Source organism: Streptomyces sp. NPDC090106, assembly GCF_044747265.1.
Lineage (GTDB): Bacteria > Actinomycetota > Actinomycetes > Streptomycetales > Streptomycetaceae > Streptomyces.
In genome coordinates this window covers 14,085-30,155 of the sequence record NZ_JBIVDS010000024.1, presented here as the reverse complement: position 1 = coordinate 30,155, position 16,071 = coordinate 14,085, and the positions used below count along the sequence as shown (strand labels likewise).

Annotated in this window: 15 protein-coding genes and 1 pseudogene; 2 read left to right on the top strand and 14 right to left on the bottom strand. The window is 67.8% G+C overall.

Annotated features, from left to right (window positions below):
* Positions 1-17: 17 nt before the first annotated feature.
* A pseudogene (locus ACIPSE_RS44355) lies at positions 18-142 on the top strand (IS110 family transposase); the annotation flags it as partial.
* A 16-nt stretch (positions 143-158) separates the two neighbouring features.
* Here the strand turns inward: ACIPSE_RS44355 and ACIPSE_RS44350 are convergent.
* From ACIPSE_RS44350 to ACIPSE_RS44335, 4 genes are all read right to left on the bottom strand, one after another.
* Positions 159-1,091, bottom strand: coding sequence for an L-tyrosine/L-tryptophan isonitrile synthase family protein (locus ACIPSE_RS44350; RefSeq protein ID WP_401675280.1), 933 nt, complete (start codon positions 1,089-1,091; stop codon positions 159-161).
* Between the two features lie 152 nt (positions 1,092-1,243).
* Entirely contained in the window at positions 1,244-2,503 is a 1,260-nt protein-coding gene (locus tag ACIPSE_RS44345) for a cytochrome P450 (RefSeq protein WP_401675277.1), read from the bottom strand.
* A 12-nt stretch (positions 2,504-2,515) separates the two neighbouring features.
* Complete coding sequence (gene asnB, locus ACIPSE_RS44340) at positions 2,516-4,342, bottom strand: asparagine synthase (glutamine-hydrolyzing) (RefSeq protein ID WP_401675274.1); 1,827 nt, start codon at positions 4,340-4,342, stop codon at positions 2,516-2,518.
* 16 nt (positions 4,343-4,358) lie between these two features.
* Positions 4,359-5,723: an MFS transporter gene (locus ACIPSE_RS44335; RefSeq protein WP_401675272.1), complete on the bottom strand. Its 1,365-nt coding sequence runs from the start codon at positions 5,721-5,723 to the stop codon at positions 4,359-4,361.
* 530 nt (positions 5,724-6,253) lie between these two features.
* Between ACIPSE_RS44335 and ACIPSE_RS44330 the strand changes: the two genes are divergently transcribed.
* Entirely contained in the window at positions 6,254-6,469 is a 216-nt protein-coding gene (locus ACIPSE_RS44330) for a heavy-metal-associated domain-containing protein (protein WP_401675269.1), read from the top strand.
* 39 nt (positions 6,470-6,508) lie between these two features.
* Here the strand turns inward: ACIPSE_RS44330 and ACIPSE_RS44325 are convergent, their stop codons facing one another.
* The 10 genes from ACIPSE_RS44325 to ACIPSE_RS44280 form a co-directional block, all read right to left on the bottom strand.
* A complete protein-coding gene (locus ACIPSE_RS44325; RefSeq protein ID WP_401675267.1) occupies positions 6,509-7,315 on the bottom strand; it encodes an ABC transporter ATP-binding protein in 807 nt (268 codons plus the stop codon).
* Positions 7,312-8,331 (bottom strand): FecCD family ABC transporter permease, encoded by a 1,020-nt coding sequence (locus ACIPSE_RS44320; protein ID WP_401675264.1) that lies wholly within the window; start codon positions 8,329-8,331, stop codon positions 7,312-7,314. Before ACIPSE_RS44320 ends, ACIPSE_RS44325 begins: the two co-directional genes overlap by 4 nt.
* Before the next feature lie 56 nt (positions 8,332-8,387).
* A complete protein-coding gene (locus ACIPSE_RS44315; protein WP_401675262.1) occupies positions 8,388-9,470 on the bottom strand; it encodes an ABC transporter substrate-binding protein in 1,083 nt (360 codons plus the stop codon).
* Between the two features lie 103 nt (positions 9,471-9,573).
* Positions 9,574-9,741, bottom strand: a complete 168-nt coding sequence (locus tag ACIPSE_RS44310) for a helix-turn-helix domain-containing protein (RefSeq protein ID WP_401675259.1) — start codon at positions 9,739-9,741, stop codon at positions 9,574-9,576.
* The gene (locus ACIPSE_RS44305; RefSeq protein ID WP_401675256.1) at positions 9,742-10,488 is read right to left on the bottom strand and encodes a GlxA family transcriptional regulator; all 747 of its coding nucleotides are present in this window, start codon (positions 10,486-10,488) and stop codon (positions 9,742-9,744) included. It abuts the gene before it with no gap.
* 93 nt (positions 10,489-10,581) lie between these two features.
* Positions 10,582-11,199 carry a sigma-70 family RNA polymerase sigma factor gene (locus ACIPSE_RS44300; RefSeq protein WP_401675254.1) on the bottom strand — a complete coding sequence of 206 codons (618 nt, stop codon included), beginning with the start codon at positions 11,197-11,199 and terminating at the stop codon, positions 10,582-10,584.
* Positions 11,200-11,378: 179 nt separating this feature from the next.
* Positions 11,379-12,050: a hypothetical protein gene (locus ACIPSE_RS44295; protein ID WP_401675252.1), complete on the bottom strand. Its 672-nt coding sequence runs from the start codon at positions 12,048-12,050 to the stop codon at positions 11,379-11,381.
* Positions 12,051-12,726: 676 nt separating this feature from the next.
* Complete coding sequence (locus tag ACIPSE_RS44290; RefSeq protein ID WP_401675249.1) at positions 12,727-13,248, bottom strand: copper chaperone PCu(A)C; 522 nt, start codon at positions 13,246-13,248, stop codon at positions 12,727-12,729.
* Positions 13,245-15,488 (bottom strand): heavy metal translocating P-type ATPase, encoded by a 2,244-nt coding sequence (locus ACIPSE_RS44285; RefSeq protein ID WP_401675246.1) that lies wholly within the window; start codon positions 15,486-15,488, stop codon positions 13,245-13,247. The genes ACIPSE_RS44290 and ACIPSE_RS44285 overlap by 4 nt, the downstream gene beginning before the upstream one ends.
* Positions 15,488-15,739, bottom strand: a complete 252-nt coding sequence (locus tag ACIPSE_RS44280) for a hypothetical protein (protein ID WP_401675244.1) — start codon at positions 15,737-15,739, stop codon at positions 15,488-15,490. Before ACIPSE_RS44280 ends, ACIPSE_RS44285 begins: the two co-directional genes overlap by 1 nt.
* Between the last annotated feature and the right edge of the window lie 332 nt (positions 15,740-16,071).

Below are 16,071 nucleotides of genomic sequence, written 5' to 3'. Positions count from 1 at the left end.
GCTGTGAAGCCGTAGCGGCCGAGGGCAAGCGCCATATCCAGGCGGTCCTCGTCCTCGCCGCTGCCGCGTCAACATCCTCTGGGCACTCCTGCGCGACGGGCGGTGCTACGAACTCACCCAGTCCAGGGCCCTCGCGGCTTGACAGACCGCATTAGGAATCAGTGTTGGTCAAAGTGGCTGGGACGGTCGTCCTGGAGGATCAGGCGTCCCAGCTGAGTGGCCTTGCTGTGAGGCATGAGCCTCCAACTGCCGTCGGTGTGGTGCAGGGCAGTGGAGTGCCACGGTGTGGTCCAGGCATCGGGTGCGTCGAGAAGACGGATGCCGAATTTCGGGGAGCCTATGGGCTGGGGGTGTATGGAGAGGCGTACGGCGTCGGGGTGGTGTTCGGCGATCAGATCGCCCCAGGCGCGACTGCGCTGGATGACTCCATACGCGCGCCTACGGCATTCCCGCTGGAGGGCGGAGCGGGTGCCGGTCCAGTCGGCGGTGTCCTCGACGAGGAAGCGCGTGATGCCCCGGTAGAGGGCGAGGGCGTGGCCGTCGGTGCGGAATTCGGCACGAAGGCCGTCCACCGTGGGGGCGTAGCGGTCGTGGACGTGGGCGCGCTTCGTGTCGTGGTCGAGGTCGCCTAGAACGTCCCGTAGATCGAAGACGGACAGCTTGGTGAGGTCCAGTCTGCTTATGAGCAGGCGCAGTTCGTCCGAGTAGGCGTCAATGTGCGCGTCGGGGACGCCGATGAGGTCGCCAAAGACATGGCCGTCGGAGCAGATGGAGATGTGGGCACCGGGTGGGTAGATCTGCTTGATCTGCTGGCACAGGGCGTCGAGGAAGGTGAGCGAGAGGCGTTCGCCCATGTCCGGGAGATGGCCGAGGACCTTCGCGGGGTTGGGGGATTTGCAGGGGAAGCCGGGCAGGGTGAAGGCGATGGGAGCGCGGGCGCGTACGAAGTCTGAGATCTGGGCCAGCTGATGAGGGAATGATTCCGCAGTGACGGCGGCGAGGTCTGTCGTGCGGTGGTGGGGCAGGAGCAGGTGCAGGATCTCGGCGCTGATGGTCGTGGGGAGGGTGTCCGGTGTGCTTGTCAGCGGCATGTCGTTCCTCCGTTGGGCATGACGTCATGGCGCTCTGGCGGAGGTGGCTGCCAGTCGCCGTGGGGCGGAAGGTCTTGGAGTGCTGGGGAGGAGAGCCGGGATCGGGTCCGGGCGCGGTCGTGAGTGCGGACCCGATCAACCGGCGGCCGGCGTCAGAGGCGTCGCTCGTACCCGACGGGGAGGTGATTGGTACCGCGGCCGAGGACGGCGGGGATCCACTCGATGTCCTCGGACCTTATGGCGAGGTGCAGGCCGGGGAGGCGGGCCAGCAGGGTGCTGAGGGCGATCTGAAGTTCGGCGCGGGCGAGGGCGGCGCCTGGGCAGAAGTGGATGCCGTGGCCGAATGCCAGGTGAGGGTTGGGGGAGCGGTCGAGGTCGAGGGTATCGGGGTCATTGAAGCGGAGCGGGTCGCGGTTGGCCGCACAGAGGGACACGATCACTGAGTCGCCGGCGGGGACCTCCGTGCCGTGCAGGTCGCTGTCGCTGTCGAAGAAGCGCCAGGTGGTCAGCTCGAAGGCGCTGTCGTACCGGAGGAGTTCCTCGACCGCGCGGGGCAGTAGGGTTGGGTCGTTGCGCAGGCGGGACAGTTCGGCCGGGTGGCGGAACAGAGCTATCAAGGCCGTGGTGATCTGGTTGGTGACTGGTTCCTGTCCTGCGACCAAGAGTTGGAAGATCATCGAGTCCAGCTCTTCCTGCCCCAGTTCGCGGCGGTCGCGCGCTGTGACCAGGCGGCTGAGGAGGTCGTCTTCCCAGTGTTCGCGTTTGTGGGCGACGACCTCGGTGATGTAGCTCTGCAGGCTGTGCAGGCGGGCCTCGTACTGCGGTCGCCCGGGGTCGGTGGGGCCGACGGGCTGGACGACCTTGCCCCAGTCCCGGTCGAAGCGGGCGGCCATGTCCTGAGGCAGGCCGATGACTTCGGCGAGGACCTGGAAGGGGAACAGGGCGGCGAAGTTCGTGACGAGGTCGGCGGGACCGCTCTCGGGCAGGGCAGCGATCAGGGCGTCCGCGAGTTCCTGGAACCGAGGGCGCAGGCTCTCGATCCGACGTGGGGTGAAGGCGTCAGTGACGAAGCGCCGCATGCGGGTGTGTTTGGGCGGGTCCTGGTGAAGGAGGTGGGCCTGGAGCTGGGAGTGCTGGGGTTCGGGCATGATCGAGGCGCGGGCGCGCCAGCGGTCGTTGCCGCGGTCGTGGTTCTTGCCGAGGCGGTCGTCGTTCAGTGCCGTATGGGCTGCGTCGTAGCCGGTGACGAGCCAGGCATGGACGCCGCTGGGAAACAGGACGCGATGGACGGGGCCGGCCGTGCGCATCTGCTCGTACAGGGGGTAGGGGTCGGCCTTGTAGGGACATCCCATGAGGGGCACGGGCTCGGGCAGGGCTTCAGTGGCCGCCGTCTCGGGTTCCTGGAGGGTCATGAACGGGGCTCCTCAGAGGGCGAGTTCGGGCTGGTAGTGGTCGAGCCAGAGGGCGAGGTCGACGACGCGCTCCAGGCGCAGCCGGTGGCCCCATTCGAGCTGGTCGGGGGGAGTGTCGAGGCAGGGCTTGATGAGGGTCTCGTCGGCCAGAGTGCGGACCTGCTCGGATACGAGGGCGTCGCGGGCCATGTTCTGCAGGCCGCGGTTGTAGTCCGGGTGGTGGGTGGCGGGGTAGTGGTTCTTGGGGCGCCACAGGACTGACTCCGGGGCGAGTCCGGCGCCCGTGGCACGTAGCAGGCTCTTCTCGCGGCGGTCGTAACTTTTGAGTGCCCAGGGGGTGTTGAAGGCGTACTCGATCAGCCGGTGGTCGCAGTAAGGGACGCGTACCTCCAAGCCCTGGGCCATACTCAACCGGTCTTTGCGGTGCAGGAGTTGGCGCAGCCAGCGGGTCAGTGAAAGGTGTTGCATCTCGCGCTGTCGGTGTTCGGCTGGCGTCTCGCCCTCGACGTGCGGTACCGCGGCCAGGGCCGAGTGGTAGGTGTCGTCGCGGAACTCGCCTATGCGCAGGTCGAGTTCGGGATTGAGGGGCATGGCGGCCTCGTCGCCGGTGACCAGCAGCCAGGGGAAGGTGCCGGCGGCGAGGGCCTTGGGGCTGTGGAACCAGGGGTAGCCGCCGAAGACCTCGTCGGCTGCCTCACCAGACAGAGCGACGGTGGAGTGCTGCCGTATCTCTCCGAAGAGCAGGTACAGAGAGGTGTCCATGTCGCCGACACCGATTGGCGAGTCACGGGCCACTACGACTGCCTTGCGGTGTTCGGGGTCGAGCAGGGCGAGGGGATCGAGTACGACGGTGCTGTGGTCGGTGCCGATGAAGGCACCCGCTTCGGTGGCGAACGGAGTGTCGTGGCCGGTGCGTAGGACGTCGCCCGTGAACTGCGCCGCCTGATCGCTGTAGTCGACGGCGTACGATCGGATGCGCGCCCCGGGGCCTTCCCGTAGCCGGAGTTCGTCAGACAGGAGGGCCGTCAGAACTGTGGAGTCGAGGCCGCCGGAGAGTAGGCTGCACAGCGGGACATCGGCCTCCAGCTGGCTGCGGGCTGCCGCACCGACCAGCTCGCGGATCCGCTCGATGGTCGCGTCCTGGTCGTCGGCGTGGGTTTCGGCTTCCAACTGCCAGTAGCGGCGTTCACGGATGCCGTTACGGTCCAGGACGAGGAGGCCGCCCGGTTCGACCTCGCGCACGCCCGCCCATACTGTCGGACCAGTGTTGAACAGCAGGCTGTATGCCTCCCGCAGGCCGTCCGCGTCGACGCAGGGCCGGATCTCCGGATGGGCGAACAGGGCTTTGGGTTCGGAGGCGAAGGCCAGACCGCCGTTGACGGCCGCCCAGAACAACGGCTTGACGCCGAGACGGTCACGGACCAGCAGCAGACGCTGTTCCCGTTCGTCCCAGACGGCGAACGCGAACATGCCGTCCAGGTGCTCGGCCACCGCCTCGCCCCACTCCGCATAGGCATGCAGCACGACCTCGGTGTCGCTGCGGGTGCGGAAGTGGTGGCCACGGTTGCGGAGCTCGGTGCGCAGGGCGTGGTGGTTGTAGATCTCGCCGCTGTAGCTGAGCACGATGTCCGGCTCGTGAGGCCGGTCCGTCATCGGCTGAACGCCTCCGGTCAGGTCGATCACGGCCAGTCGGCGGTGGCCGATAGCCGCGCGCTCACCCAGCCACGTGCCGCCCGCGTCGGGGCCGCGCGGTGTGAGGGTGGCGGTCATGGCCTCAATGACTGGGGCTTGGGTGCGGGCGTCGTGGTTGAAGGACGCCCAGCCGGTGATTCCGCACATGGGGAAGTCTCCTGGGTCAGGTGTGTGAGGGGTCGGGGGACCGCTCAGGCACGGGGGAGGGCAGTGCGAGGAGAGTTGCGGCGAGACAGGCGGCTGTGGCAGCCAGGGCCAGCCCCGCCCTTGGGCTGTCGGCTAGTCCCCAGGCGGCGGTGGCCAGGGCAGGGCCGAGGGTGAAACCGAGGCTGCGGGCGAGTTGAACCGTAGAGCCGACGGTGGCGATGCGGTCTGGTGGTGCCGTGCCCATGATCAGCGCCTGGGTGGGCCCCCCGTTCAGGCCCATGCCGATCCCGGCGAGCGCCAAGCGCCAGGCCACCTCGGCGGGTGACCAGCCGTTACCTAGCGGGATGAGCAGGAGCAGCCCGATCGCGGTGAGCGTGGCGCCGGTTATCGCGACCAGGCGAGTGCCATATCTGTCGGCCAGGCGTCCGCCGAGTGGTCCGGCCAGGCCCATGCCGAGCGGGAATGCAAGGACGGTCAGGCCGGTCGTTGTGGCGCTGACGCCGTCGTCGCGCTGGAGATGCAAAGCGATGACATAGTGCATCCCAGCGAATCCTGCCGCCAGAGCCAGCACCGCTCCGTGTGCGCGAATCAGTCCCGGAACGCGCAAGACGCTGATCACCGGGCGCCCGCCCGGGCCCCTGAGCCACCACCACAGCGGCATCGCGGCGATCAGCGCGAGGCCCAGCCAGGCCACCGGACCGTCCGAGGAGAGCGTCAGCGCGAGCAGCACGGCTGTGACGCCGAAGGCCAAGAGCAGCGCATCCGCCAGCGATCGATGGTCCGGCCGCCGCAGCCGGCCGTCTGGTGGCATTACCCGCCACGTCACGACCAGCGCGAGCAGACAGAAGGGGACCTTGACCAGGAACACCGCCTGCCAGCCGAAGTGGTCCAGCAACAGTCCGCCCACTGCGGGGCCGGTCACGGCCCCCAGAGGGCCGAGTGTCGCGGGCACACTCATCGCTCGCCCGCGCGCTTCGGGCCGTACGGAACGTATTGCGAGGACGGGCATCAGCACGAACAGCACTGCTCCGAAGGAGCCCTGCGTCAACCGAGCGACGATCAGCCAGGCTGTCCAGGGCGCGGCGGCGGCCAGCACGCTGCACAGGCTGAACCCGGCCGTCGCCACCAGCACGGCAGTACGCGTACCGCCGCTGTCCAGCCACCGTCCTGCGGGCAACAGCAATGCAACTACAGGCAGTTGGTAGCCGAGGATCGCCCACTGCGCCGTCGCGGGGGACACATGCAGGCTCTCGGCGATGTCTGCCAGTGCCACATTGACGATGTTCATGTCGAGCATGGCCACGAAGGCGAGTACGCCCGCCACGGCGACCAGCGACCAGCGGTCGCCGCTGACAGGTGTGCCGGAGTCGTTGCGTGCCACGTGTCCGCTCCTCGTCGTCGCGGGTGGACTGCCGGTCGGCAGCCTCGTCCCACAAGTCGGGGGAAAATCTGAGTGAGTTCCCGCGCTGGCCAAATTGGTAGGGGCTGTGGGGGAGTTGTCGCGCCGGGCGGTACGGAGGACGTAGCGTGGCGGCGCAGTCAGGCAGTGCGCCGAGGGGGACCGCTGGTGGAGCGCAGCCAGCCGTATCCGCCGACGGCAAAGTAGCGTCAGGAGCCGTGGAGCCACGCGAAGGCCTACTCGATCACCCACCGGTTGCAGCCCAGCTTCGTGCTGTATCGAGTCCCCTGGCGGGCGGTCGCGGGCACGATGCCGTGGTCGTGGATCGCCGCAGACGAGTCCCCTTTCCTGCTCCGGCCTGTCGTCGCGGAAGTTCCTCCCCCGCGCGCAACGTTCTTGGTGGAACCCAGCGCTCCGCCCAGCCGACTACTGAAGGGATGGGGCGGGTCTGAACATCCGCCTCGTTGAATCCCCAAGCCCTCAAAGCTTCATCGGTATCGAGGAGTTGTGCCATGGCTACGAAGCAGTACAGCGTCACCGGAATGACGTGCGAGCACTGCGCGGCGAGCATCAGGGAAGAAGTGTCGGAGGTCCCAGGCGTGAGCGAGATCATGGTGGACGTCGCCGCGAAGTCGGTCACCGTGCATGGCACTGACCTCGACGACGGGCGGCTGCGGGCTGCGATCGTCGAGGCCGGGTTCGGCGTGGCCGCCCCGATCGCTGCCTGACGCTTCTCGGGCCGGGCACCGGGACTGCCCGGCCCTACTTCACCCGCTGGCGCGCGCCTGCACCACCGGCTCATCTGCCGGCGCCCGGTGGTCGAAGGCGATCAGCGGGTCCCCCGTCAGAGGGTGATCGACCACGGCGGCCCGCACCCCGAACACCTTCGCCAGCAGCTCCGATGTGAGAACCCCGCGCGGCGTCCCGGAGGCGACCACTGCCCCGGTGTGCAGCACATGGAGCCGGTCGCACACGGATGCGGCGGCGTTGAGGTCGTGCAGCGACACGAGGGTTGTGCGGCGCTGGGTGCGCAGGAGGGCCAGGAGTTCGACCTGGTGGCGGGCGTCGAGGTGATTGGTGGGTTCATCCAGGACCAGGACGTCCGGATCCTGGGCGAACGCACGTGCCAGCAGTACACGTTGGCGCTCGCCGCCAGACAGCGCGGTGAACAGGCGGTCCGCGTATGCCGCCATGCCGACATCGGACAGAGCGCGGGTGACGATGTCACGGTCGGTGGCGTCCTCCCCGGCGAAGGCCCGTTTGTATGGAGTGCGGCCCATGGTGACGACTTCGCGCACGGTCAGCTCGAAGTCGCTGCCACGTTCCTGCGGGAGGGCGGCGATGTGTCGGGCCGAGATGCTGGGTGCCATGTCCTGGAGGTCCGCGCCGTCCAGCAGCACTTGCCCGGCGACCGGCTTTAGATGCCGGTAGACCGTGCGGAGGAGTGTGGACTTGCCGCTGCCGTTCGGCCCGACGAGGCCGGTGATCTCGCCCTTGGCCGCGATCAGGTGGGCGCCAGAGACGACTGTGCGGCCCGCATAGGCGACGTGCAGATCCTTGATCTCGATCCTCAATTGCCGCTCCCCAGACGTCGGTCCAGCAGGTACAGCAGGGCCGGAGCCCCGATGAGTGAAGTGACGACGCCGACCGGCAGCTCCTGCGTCTCCATCGCCGTACGGCACACGATGTCGACCACGACCAGGAGTAGCGCCCCGAACAGTGCGGAGATGGGCAGGAGGCGTCGATGATCGCCGCCCAGGACCAGGCGGCACACGTGCGGCACCATCAGCGCGACGAAGGCGATCGCACCAGAGACAGCTACGAGTACGCCGGTCAACAGGCTCGTCACGGCGAAGAGTTCACGGCGAAGCCGGGTCACGTCGATGCCAAGCCCCGCGGCCGTCTCGTCGCCCATCAGCAGGGCGTTCAGGCCGCGGGCACGCGCTTGAAGCCATAGTCCGGCGAGCGGCACCGCCGCGGCCGGTACAGCGAGCAGCTCCCAATTGGCTCCGCTGAGGCTGCCCATAAGCCAGAACAGCACGCTGTGGGTCTGCTGCTCGTCCCCAGCCTGGAGCACGAGGTAGCTTGTGAAACCGGACAGGAACTGGCCGATCGCGACTCCTGCCAGGACCAGCCGCAGCGGCGCGAAGCCGCCGCCCCGCCGGGCAACCGTCCACACCAGTGCGAAGGTGGCCAGGGCCCCGGCGAAGGCCGCGCCCGATAGACCCAGTCCAAGCGATCCACCCGCACCGAGGCCGAGCACGATCGCAGCGACCGCGCCGAGGGAGGCACCGTTGGAGATGCCCAGGAGGTACGGGTCGGCCAGCGGGTTGCGTACCAGCGCCTGCACCGCCGTACCCACGAGCCCGAGCCCGGCACCGACCAGGGCCGCCAACAGGGCGCGAGGCACGCGGAGCTGCCACACGATGAGATCGTTCGTTCCGGGGCGTGGTGCCTCGCCAGATAGCCGCCGCCACACCACGCTCCATACCTCGGCGGGCGGGATGGACGTTGAGCCCCAGGCAACGGCGGCCGTCAGGGCGACGAGCAGGGCCATGACCAGGACCGCTGCGAGCGGTCCTGCGGGCATTTGACCGCGCTCCTTGGTGGGCGCGGCCTTCCGGCGCGCCGCCGTGAGCGCCACGGTCAGCCGACCTTGCCCGGGTACAGGGCCTTCGCGATCGTCTCGACTGTGGTGGCGTTCTCGACGCCCGCGATGGTGGTCTGCTCGGAGCCGATACGCAGGAAATGGTCCTTCTCGACCGCCGTGAGGCCCTTGGTCGCCGAGTTGGACTTCAGCCACGCCTCGGCTTCATCAAACGCCTTCTCGTTTGCCGCCTTGCTGCCGCGGTTGCGCACCCCGAGCTGGATCCAGTCCGGGTTCTTGGAAATCACGTCCTCCCAACCGACCTGCTTGTAGTCGCCGTCGCACTCGGCGAAGGCGTTGCGTGCGCCAGCCAGGGTGATGACCGCGTTGGCGACCTGGCGGTTGCAGACAGCCATGGGCTGCTTTGTTCCGGCATCGAAGTCGAAGAAGAAGTACGTCGGCCGCGCGTCTTGGGCAGTGCTGCCGACTGCCTTCTGCACCGCGTCGACCTTCGACTTCATCGCGGCGACAAGTTCTTTGGCCTTGGTGCTCGTTCCGGTGACCTGGCCGAGGGAGGTGATGTCGGCCTCGACACCTGACAGGTCGGTCAGTGCGCTCTTGCTCGTCGCCGCGCAGGCGGTGGACTTCAGGTAGATGTGCTTGATTCCTGCGGCCTTGAACTCCTCGTCGGTCGGGGCGTCGCCCATACCGCCACCCATGTTCATCGAGGCGAAGGTGTCGATGTAGAGGTCAGCACCGGATCCCAGCAGCTTTTCCTTCGGGATGACGGTGTCACTGAGCACCTGGACCTTCTGCGCCTGGGCGTCCAGTTCGTCGGGGAGCGTGCCCTTGCCGGGAGGGAAGCCGGTGCCGATCACTTGCTCGCCAGCGCCGAGGCGGAGCAGCAGTTCCAGACTTGAGGCGTTACTGGTGACGATCTTCTTCGGGGCGCTATCAAACGTGGTCTTGGCGCCCATGCAGTCGGTGACCGAGACCGGATAGGCGCCAGAGGCAGCCTTTCCGGCATCAGCCGCGTCCGTAGCATCCACCTGTCCGTCTCCGCCGCAGCCGGTGACCAGCAGGCCGCCCAGTACGACGGCTGCCGTACCGCACCACACACGAGAACGCGAACGAGAATGCATTGAACAACTCCCGGATCTACTTGGCACACGGGCGAACCTTCGTCACCCGGTCCAGAAGTCGGGACGAACACGCGCCGAGTTCCCGGCCAGTTGGAATCCCGGCTCAGGTGAACCGTTCGCGGTAGTCTGCCGACGAGATCCGCAGCATCCGCACGAAGGCCTGCCGCAGCGTGGCCTCCGTGCCAAAGCCGACTTGCCGCGCGACCGCCTCGGTGCTCTTCGACGTCTCGGTCAGTAGCCGAGACGCGAATGCCACGCGGGCTTGTTCCACTTACTCCTTGGCTGACATACCGACCTGTGCCCGGAACCGCCGGGTGAAATGCCGCTCGGACAGTCCCGCGTGCCGTGCCAATGCCGCTACGGTCAGCTCACCCGCTGGGCGGTCGAGGACCCTTCCCTGCGCCTCCCGCGGGGCCGGATGCTGGGCCTGCTTCGCCCGCAGCGTGGCGAACTGGGTCTGCCCGCCGGGTCTGTTCACGTAGGTGACGAGGTGCCGGGCGACGCGCTGGGCGGTCTCGCGGCCCAAATCCTCCTCTATCAGTGCGAGGCCCAGCTCAATGCCGGAGGCGACACCGCCTGCTGTCAGGACGGATCCGTCCCGTATCACGGTGTTGCGTGCATCGACCTTGACGGCCGGGTGGCGAAGGGACAGTTCATGGGCATGGCGCCAGTGGGTGGCCGCCTTACGGCCGTTGAGCACTCCGGTTTCCGCGAGCACGAAGGCTCCCGTGCACACCGAAGCGAACCGTGTGGCCCGCGCGGTAAGGATGCTGGCGGTCTCCGGGTATGCCGAGGGGATGCCGTCCGCGCCCGGGAAGATCACCGTATCGGCCTCGGACACGTCCGCGTGAGACATGTCCGGTACGACCACGAGCCTGCTGGACGATCGGACGGGCCTGCCGTTGCGGGAGACCGTCCTGATGTCGTAGCGGAAGTCTGCTGTGCTTGCCTCGGCCAGGACGTCCATCGGGCTCGAGAATGTCAGGCTCTGGACGCCGTCGAAGAGCAGGATCACCACGAGGTGCCTGTCCGGGTGTGTATCTGTCATGGGCGCTCACTCCAGGATGAGGGTGCCGGGCCGTCTGGGACCGGCACCCTCGTGCGATCGAGCTCAGGCCGCTGCGAGGACGGAGGGTTCCTCCGTCGTGTCCAGCAGGTCCATCAGGGTCGCCCGCGCACGTGCCACCCGGGAGCGGACTGTGCCGATGGGGCAGTCGCTGATCTCGGCGGCCTCCGCGTAGGGCAGGCCGACCATCTGGGTGAGGACGAAAGCCTCGCGGCGCTCGTCGGGCAGGGAGGCCACTAGGTCCAGCAGGGCGACGCCGTCGTCGAAGCCTGGCAGGTCCTTCGGTTGGGCGTACTCGACGGCTATCTGCCAGTCCGGTACGTCGGCCAGGCGCGGCCGGGCCGCGTTGTACCGGTAGTTGTCGATGACGGCCCGGCGGGCGATGGACAGCAGCCATGCCCGCGCCGAGGAACGTCCCTCGAATCGGTGCAGACTGCCCAGCGCGCGCAGGAAGGTGTCCTGCGCCAGATCGTCTGCGGTCTGGGGGTCGCCGCACAGATGCATGACGTATCGCAGCACGTCACGGTGGAGCGCGTGCACGAACCGTTCGACTGCGTCGGCGTCACCGCCGCGGGCGGCCAGCGCCCAGGCGGTTATCGAATCGTCGGCCGATGCTTTCGGATCGCTTCGGCGGTTCGGCACGGGCAGAACAGAGGTAATCACCTGGTGTCCTTCTCGGATCCGTGATCCGGACCTAGGCGCGCGAGGGCGCGGGCGGTCCGGTGAAGGGGGAGTCGGTTTACAACACACAGGCACGGCGGCAAGGTCCTGTTGCGGCGCCTGTGTGGGCGTATAGCCGAGGCCCGAGGCGCAGACGGGCGGCCTCGGGAATCCAGCTGTCGTCAGATGACAGCGGTCCCCAGGGGCGGACCCCGAGATGTGATCGCGTGGATGAGCAGGCGCAGGCTTGGTGCCCGGTCCGATCGAGGGCGCGCGCGACGGACGCGGGGTCGATCCGGGACGGCTGGGAGGGCGAGTGGCAGCCGCAGTGGAGCCGCCAACCATCCGGAGACCGCCCGCAGGATGCGGAAGGTAGCCTTCTCGCCGTAGGCCAGCCACAGGCCGGTCAGCAGCGCGGCGATCAGGTGGGCGGCGAGCATGCCGAAGGATGACGAGCCGCCGTCGTCCATGACCATGGAATGCCCCATGTGATCCATGCCGCCGATGTGGCTCGTGCCCATGTGACTCATGTGGCCCATGTCCATGGAGCCCATCGACATCGACCCCATGTGGGCCATGTTCGTGGCGGCGGCTCCTGACGCTGACTGGGCGAGGGAGAACGACCAGTGCAGTGTCGTCTGCGCGGTGACTACTACGGTCACCACCGTCGGTAGCCCGCGCTCACGTCCTGCCAGGCACCAGCCCAGCGTCCCGGTTCCGGCCACTCCGGCACCCAGCGCCCACGCGGGCAGGTCGGTGCCGGACATCAAGACGTGGCCCAGGGCGGCGAGCAGCACGCAGACGGCGGCGAACACCGCGGCCCGTATTGTGCGAGAACACCACCCTGCTGTCATGGCGCCTCATCCTTGCATCCGGCCATTCCTGTTCATGCGGGGGTACGGATAAGGCCCCGCATACGCACTCAACCAACAACAGGTGATCCAGGTCACCTGAATGGGGTGGAACTCATTGGGTGTCTGGTCCGACGATTGTTGTAGTGAGAGATCGGTCAGAAGCTAAGGAATGGGCCGGCGGAGAGCCGTTGCCTTCCGGGCTGGCGATGCGGCGCGATGGTACACACGCTGCTTGCACCATCCGGGTTCGATGGCCGCGGTGCCAGCGACGCCGTCGCGGCACGACGTCTGCGATCAGCGCCTCTATGGAGGGGCGTCAAACGCGATCCTCGCCCGCGAAGTGGATGTGATCGCCGAGTGCGAGCCTCCCCGCCACGGCGTACGCGGCGGGGACACGCTGGTGGAGAAGAGCGCCAACGCCCTGCGTTTGGCTGGGACCAGGACTGCGCTGATGTCACACTGCCGCCAGCGACACCTGATCCTCGGAAGGAGCCGTGGCGCCCCGGCGACTGCAGGCGGTCCAGTGCGGGCGTGCTGACCCGCGTGGGCGCGTACCCACGACCAGTGCGAGCAGCACTTGGCGCACCGCAAGCGCTGTCGACCGCTGTTGCCGCGAGACAGGCCGCGTTCCCGATGCCTGTCGGGGGGCTGCTGGCCTTCGGGAGCCAGCGGTGTGTCAGAAGCTGAGATCGACGGGGAGCGCGACCGCGGCGAGGGTCTTGACCGGACCGCTGCGCTCGAAGTGGAAAGTGAACGACACCAGATCGCCTGCCTCCCATCCTTCCTTCGGCGGCACGATCAGGTCCAGCCCTTGTGGTGACATGGACAGTTTGCCGCCTGCCCGCACGGTGATCGAGGCGACGCTTTCCCGATAGGCGGCCGTGCTGCCCACCATCCGATGCTGACTGAGGTAGATCTCCCCACCGACTCCGGAGGATGTCACCGAGACCAAGCGGTCGTCCGCACCGCCGGCGTTGGTGATGGTGAAGAACGCGGCGGTCTGATTGCTGTCGCCGTACGGCAGAAGGATCTGGCCGCTCGACACAGCGACCCGTGCCGGACTTCCGGCCTTGCCTGCCGTGACCCAGGTCGTCAGCCCTCCGAGGGCAAGACTGAACGCAGCGACAGGCACGAAGGCGGCGAGCAAGGCGTCGGTAAGCCGACGGCGGGTGGGCCGCCAGAGACTCCGGTCGGTCATCGGGTACGCCCCTTCCTCACGGGCGAGGGCTGCCAGGCCCGCAACCGCAGGCTGTTCCCTACCACTAGGACGGAACTGGCAGACATGGCCGCAGCGGCCACCATCGGATTGAGCAGCCCGACCATGGCGAGTGGCACGGTCATGACGTTGTACCCGAAAGCCCACACGAGGTTGACGCGGATCGTGCGCAGTGTGCGCCGGGCCAGCCGTACCGCGTCTGCCAGGGCCTCTATGTCGCCGCGCACCAGCGTCACGTCCGATGCGCCGATGGCCACGTCGGTGCCACTGCCCATGGCAATCCCCAGGTCGGCACTGGCCAGCGCGGCAGCGTCGTTGACGCCGTCGCCTATGACGGCGACCCGGTAGCCCTGCTCCTGAAGGTCGCGTACGAGGGCGGCTTTCTCCTCGGGTGTGCAGCGGGCGTGGGCCTCCTTGATGCCCAGTGTTTTTGCGACGGCCTCAGCGGGTGCCTCACGGTCGCCAGTGGCGAGCACGGGTCGCACGCCGAGCCGGCGAAGTCGTTCGACAGCCCGGTAACTGCCCGGTCGTACGACATCACCAACCTCAAAAAGTGCCTCGGCGACGTCGTCCACGTACACCAGCACCGGCGTGTGCGTGGATCCTTGCTGCACTGAGAGCCCGGCCGGGAACTCTTCGCCCGGGGCGCGGACTTCGACCCGTCGCCCCTCGACGATCCCCCGGACACCTCGCCCTGGCATCGAGCTGAACTGGTCCATCTCGGGGAGCGGTTCCGCCAGTTCCCGCCGGGCGTACGCAGCGATGGCCCGTCCGAGGGGATGCTCCGATCCCTGCTCGACTGCTCCTGCTAGCCGGAGTACAGCCTCCCGCCCAAGCCCGTCCGGTACGACGGATATTCGGGCCACGCTCATATGGCCCGAGGTGAGTGTGCCGGTCTTGTCGAGGACCACGGCATCAAGATGTTGGAGCCCTTCCAGAGACTGAGGGCCTGTGACCAGGACGCCGAGTTGGGCGCCGCGTCCGGTCGCAGCCATCAGCGCGGTCGGTGTCGCGAGGCCGAGCGCGCAGGGGCAGGCCACGACGAGCACGGCGACGCACGCGGTGATTGCCGCCTGCGGATCCGCGTCGGCGCCCAGCCAGAATCCGAGGGTCGTGACGGCCAGCGCCAGTACCACCGGCACGAAGACCGCGGCCACCGAGTCGGCCAGCCGCTGCGCCTTGGCCTTGCCCGCCTGCGCCTCGGTCACCAGCCGTGTGATGCGGGCGAGCTGGGTGTCGGAACCAACCGCGGTGGCCCGCACGAGAAGCAGTCCACCGGCGTTGACGGATCCGCCGATCACGGCCGAGCCGGGGCCGACTTCCACCGGTTCGCTTTCCCCGGTTACCAGGGACAGGTCGACCGCCGAACTGCCCGCCGTGACCAAGCCGTCAGTGGCGACTCGCTCTCCGGGCCGCACGGCGAAAACCTCGCCGGCTCGCAACTCCTCGATGGGCACCAGCCGTTCGGCACCGTTTTCCCGTACAGCGACTTCCTTGGCACCGAGTTCGGCGAGTGACTGTAGCGCCGCTCCTGTCCCGCGTCGGGCGCGTGCTTCGAGGAACCGCCCGGCGAGCACGAACAGCGGTACGCCGACGGCCGCTTCGAGATAGATATGGGCGACTCCTTCCGCGGAGGAGGGCACGAGGCTGAACGGCATCTGCATGCCTGGGTCGCCGGCGCCGCCCAGGAACAGTGCGTACGCCGACCAAGAGAAGGAAGCCACCACGCCAAGGGAGACCAGGGTGTCCATGGTGGCTGCCGCATGCCGCAGTCCTCGTAGCGCCCGTGTGTGGAAGGGCCATGCGCCCCATACGGCGACTGGCGCGGCCAGGACGAAGCACAGCCACTGCCAGTTGCGGAACTGCCAGGCTGGCACCATCGACAACACCAGTACCGGAAGCGCGAGAAGCGCCGTGATCAGCAGCCGCTGACGCTCTTGACGGCTTTCCTCAAGCTCGACGCCGTCTTCGTGTCGCTGCTGTCTGAGCGGCCTGGGGAGGGCCGCCGTGTAACCGGCCCGCTCCACGGTCTCGACGAGGTCCTGAGGGCTGATCTCCGCTGGATGTCTTATCCGGGCTAGCCCGGTGGCGAGGTTGACGGTTGCCGTGACGCCGTCCAGCCTGCCGAGCTTCTTCTCGACGCGGTTCACGCAGGCCGCGCAGGTCATGCCACCGATGGTCAGATCGGTGGTGACGAGGATGTTCATGGGGTCGGTGCTCATCAGTGCCCTTCCCCGTCCATGTCCATGCCGCCGTTGTGCTCAATGTAGCCAGTTTCATCCTGATTTATGGTGTTAGCAGTTCCCTGCATGCCGGGTGCGACGGGTCCTGCATGGGTCCCGACGATGTAGGCCACCGTGAACATCAGCGTCAGCAGCAACAGGAAGCCGCAGAGCGCAGGCGGAGGGGGGAACCCTCGCAGCGCGGCACCCGCGTTCCTGCCGTAGAAGGATTGACTGGGCTCGTCCCTCACCAGGTCTCCCGATCACGTCGTGCGGCGTCAGCCGGATTGACCGAACCGCTTCAGGAGTCGCAGCGGTTGCGATTGGAGTTCCCCATCACTCAACCTTGTGACGTGGGTCACGGTGAATATCGCGGTGTTGATGGCCAGGCCTTCCGCCGTCGATATTCCAGCGGCAGGGCCGCGTTTGACTCGTCCTTGGCGGGCAGCCCACGGCACGATGGGATGCCCAGCCTGTTGCGCGTTTGCGGCAACTGCGGCGGCCTCACCTCTTCATCGATCCAGGCACAGCTTCCCGGCCGATGCATCATCCTCATCGATGACTCTGGCCAGTGTTGTCCAGT

What these genes read in the sequence shown, in the direction of transcription:
- ACIPSE_RS44350 (WP_401675280.1), bottom strand. Translation starts at nt 1,091, where the DNA reads ATGCCGCTGACAAGCACACCGGACACCCTCCCCACGACCATCAGCGCC.
- ACIPSE_RS44345 (WP_401675277.1), bottom strand. Translation starts at nt 2,503, where the DNA reads ATGACCCTCCAGGAACCCGAGACGGCGGCCACTGAAGCCCTGCCCGAG.
- asnB (WP_401675274.1), bottom strand. Translation starts at nt 4,342, where the DNA reads ATGTGCGGAATCACCGGCTGGGCGTCCTTCAACCACGACGCCCGCACC.
- ACIPSE_RS44330 (WP_401675269.1), top strand. Translation starts at nt 6,254, where the DNA reads ATGGCTACGAAGCAGTACAGCGTCACCGGAATGACGTGCGAGCACTGC.
- ACIPSE_RS44320 (WP_401675264.1), bottom strand. Translation starts at nt 8,331, where the DNA reads ATGCCCGCAGGACCGCTCGCAGCGGTCCTGGTCATGGCCCTGCTCGTC.
- ACIPSE_RS44315 (WP_401675262.1), bottom strand. Translation starts at nt 9,470, where the DNA reads ATGCATTCTCGTTCGCGTTCTCGTGTGTGGTGCGGTACGGCAGCCGTC.
- ACIPSE_RS44295 (WP_401675252.1), bottom strand. Translation starts at nt 12,050, where the DNA reads ATGACAGCAGGGTGGTGTTCTCGCACAATACGGGCCGCGGTGTTCGCC.
- ACIPSE_RS44290 (WP_401675249.1), bottom strand. Translation starts at nt 13,248, where the DNA reads ATGACCGACCGGAGTCTCTGGCGGCCCACCCGCCGTCGGCTTACCGAC.
- ACIPSE_RS44285 (WP_401675246.1), bottom strand. Translation starts at nt 15,488, where the DNA reads ATGAGCACCGACCCCATGAACATCCTCGTCACCACCGATCTGACCATC.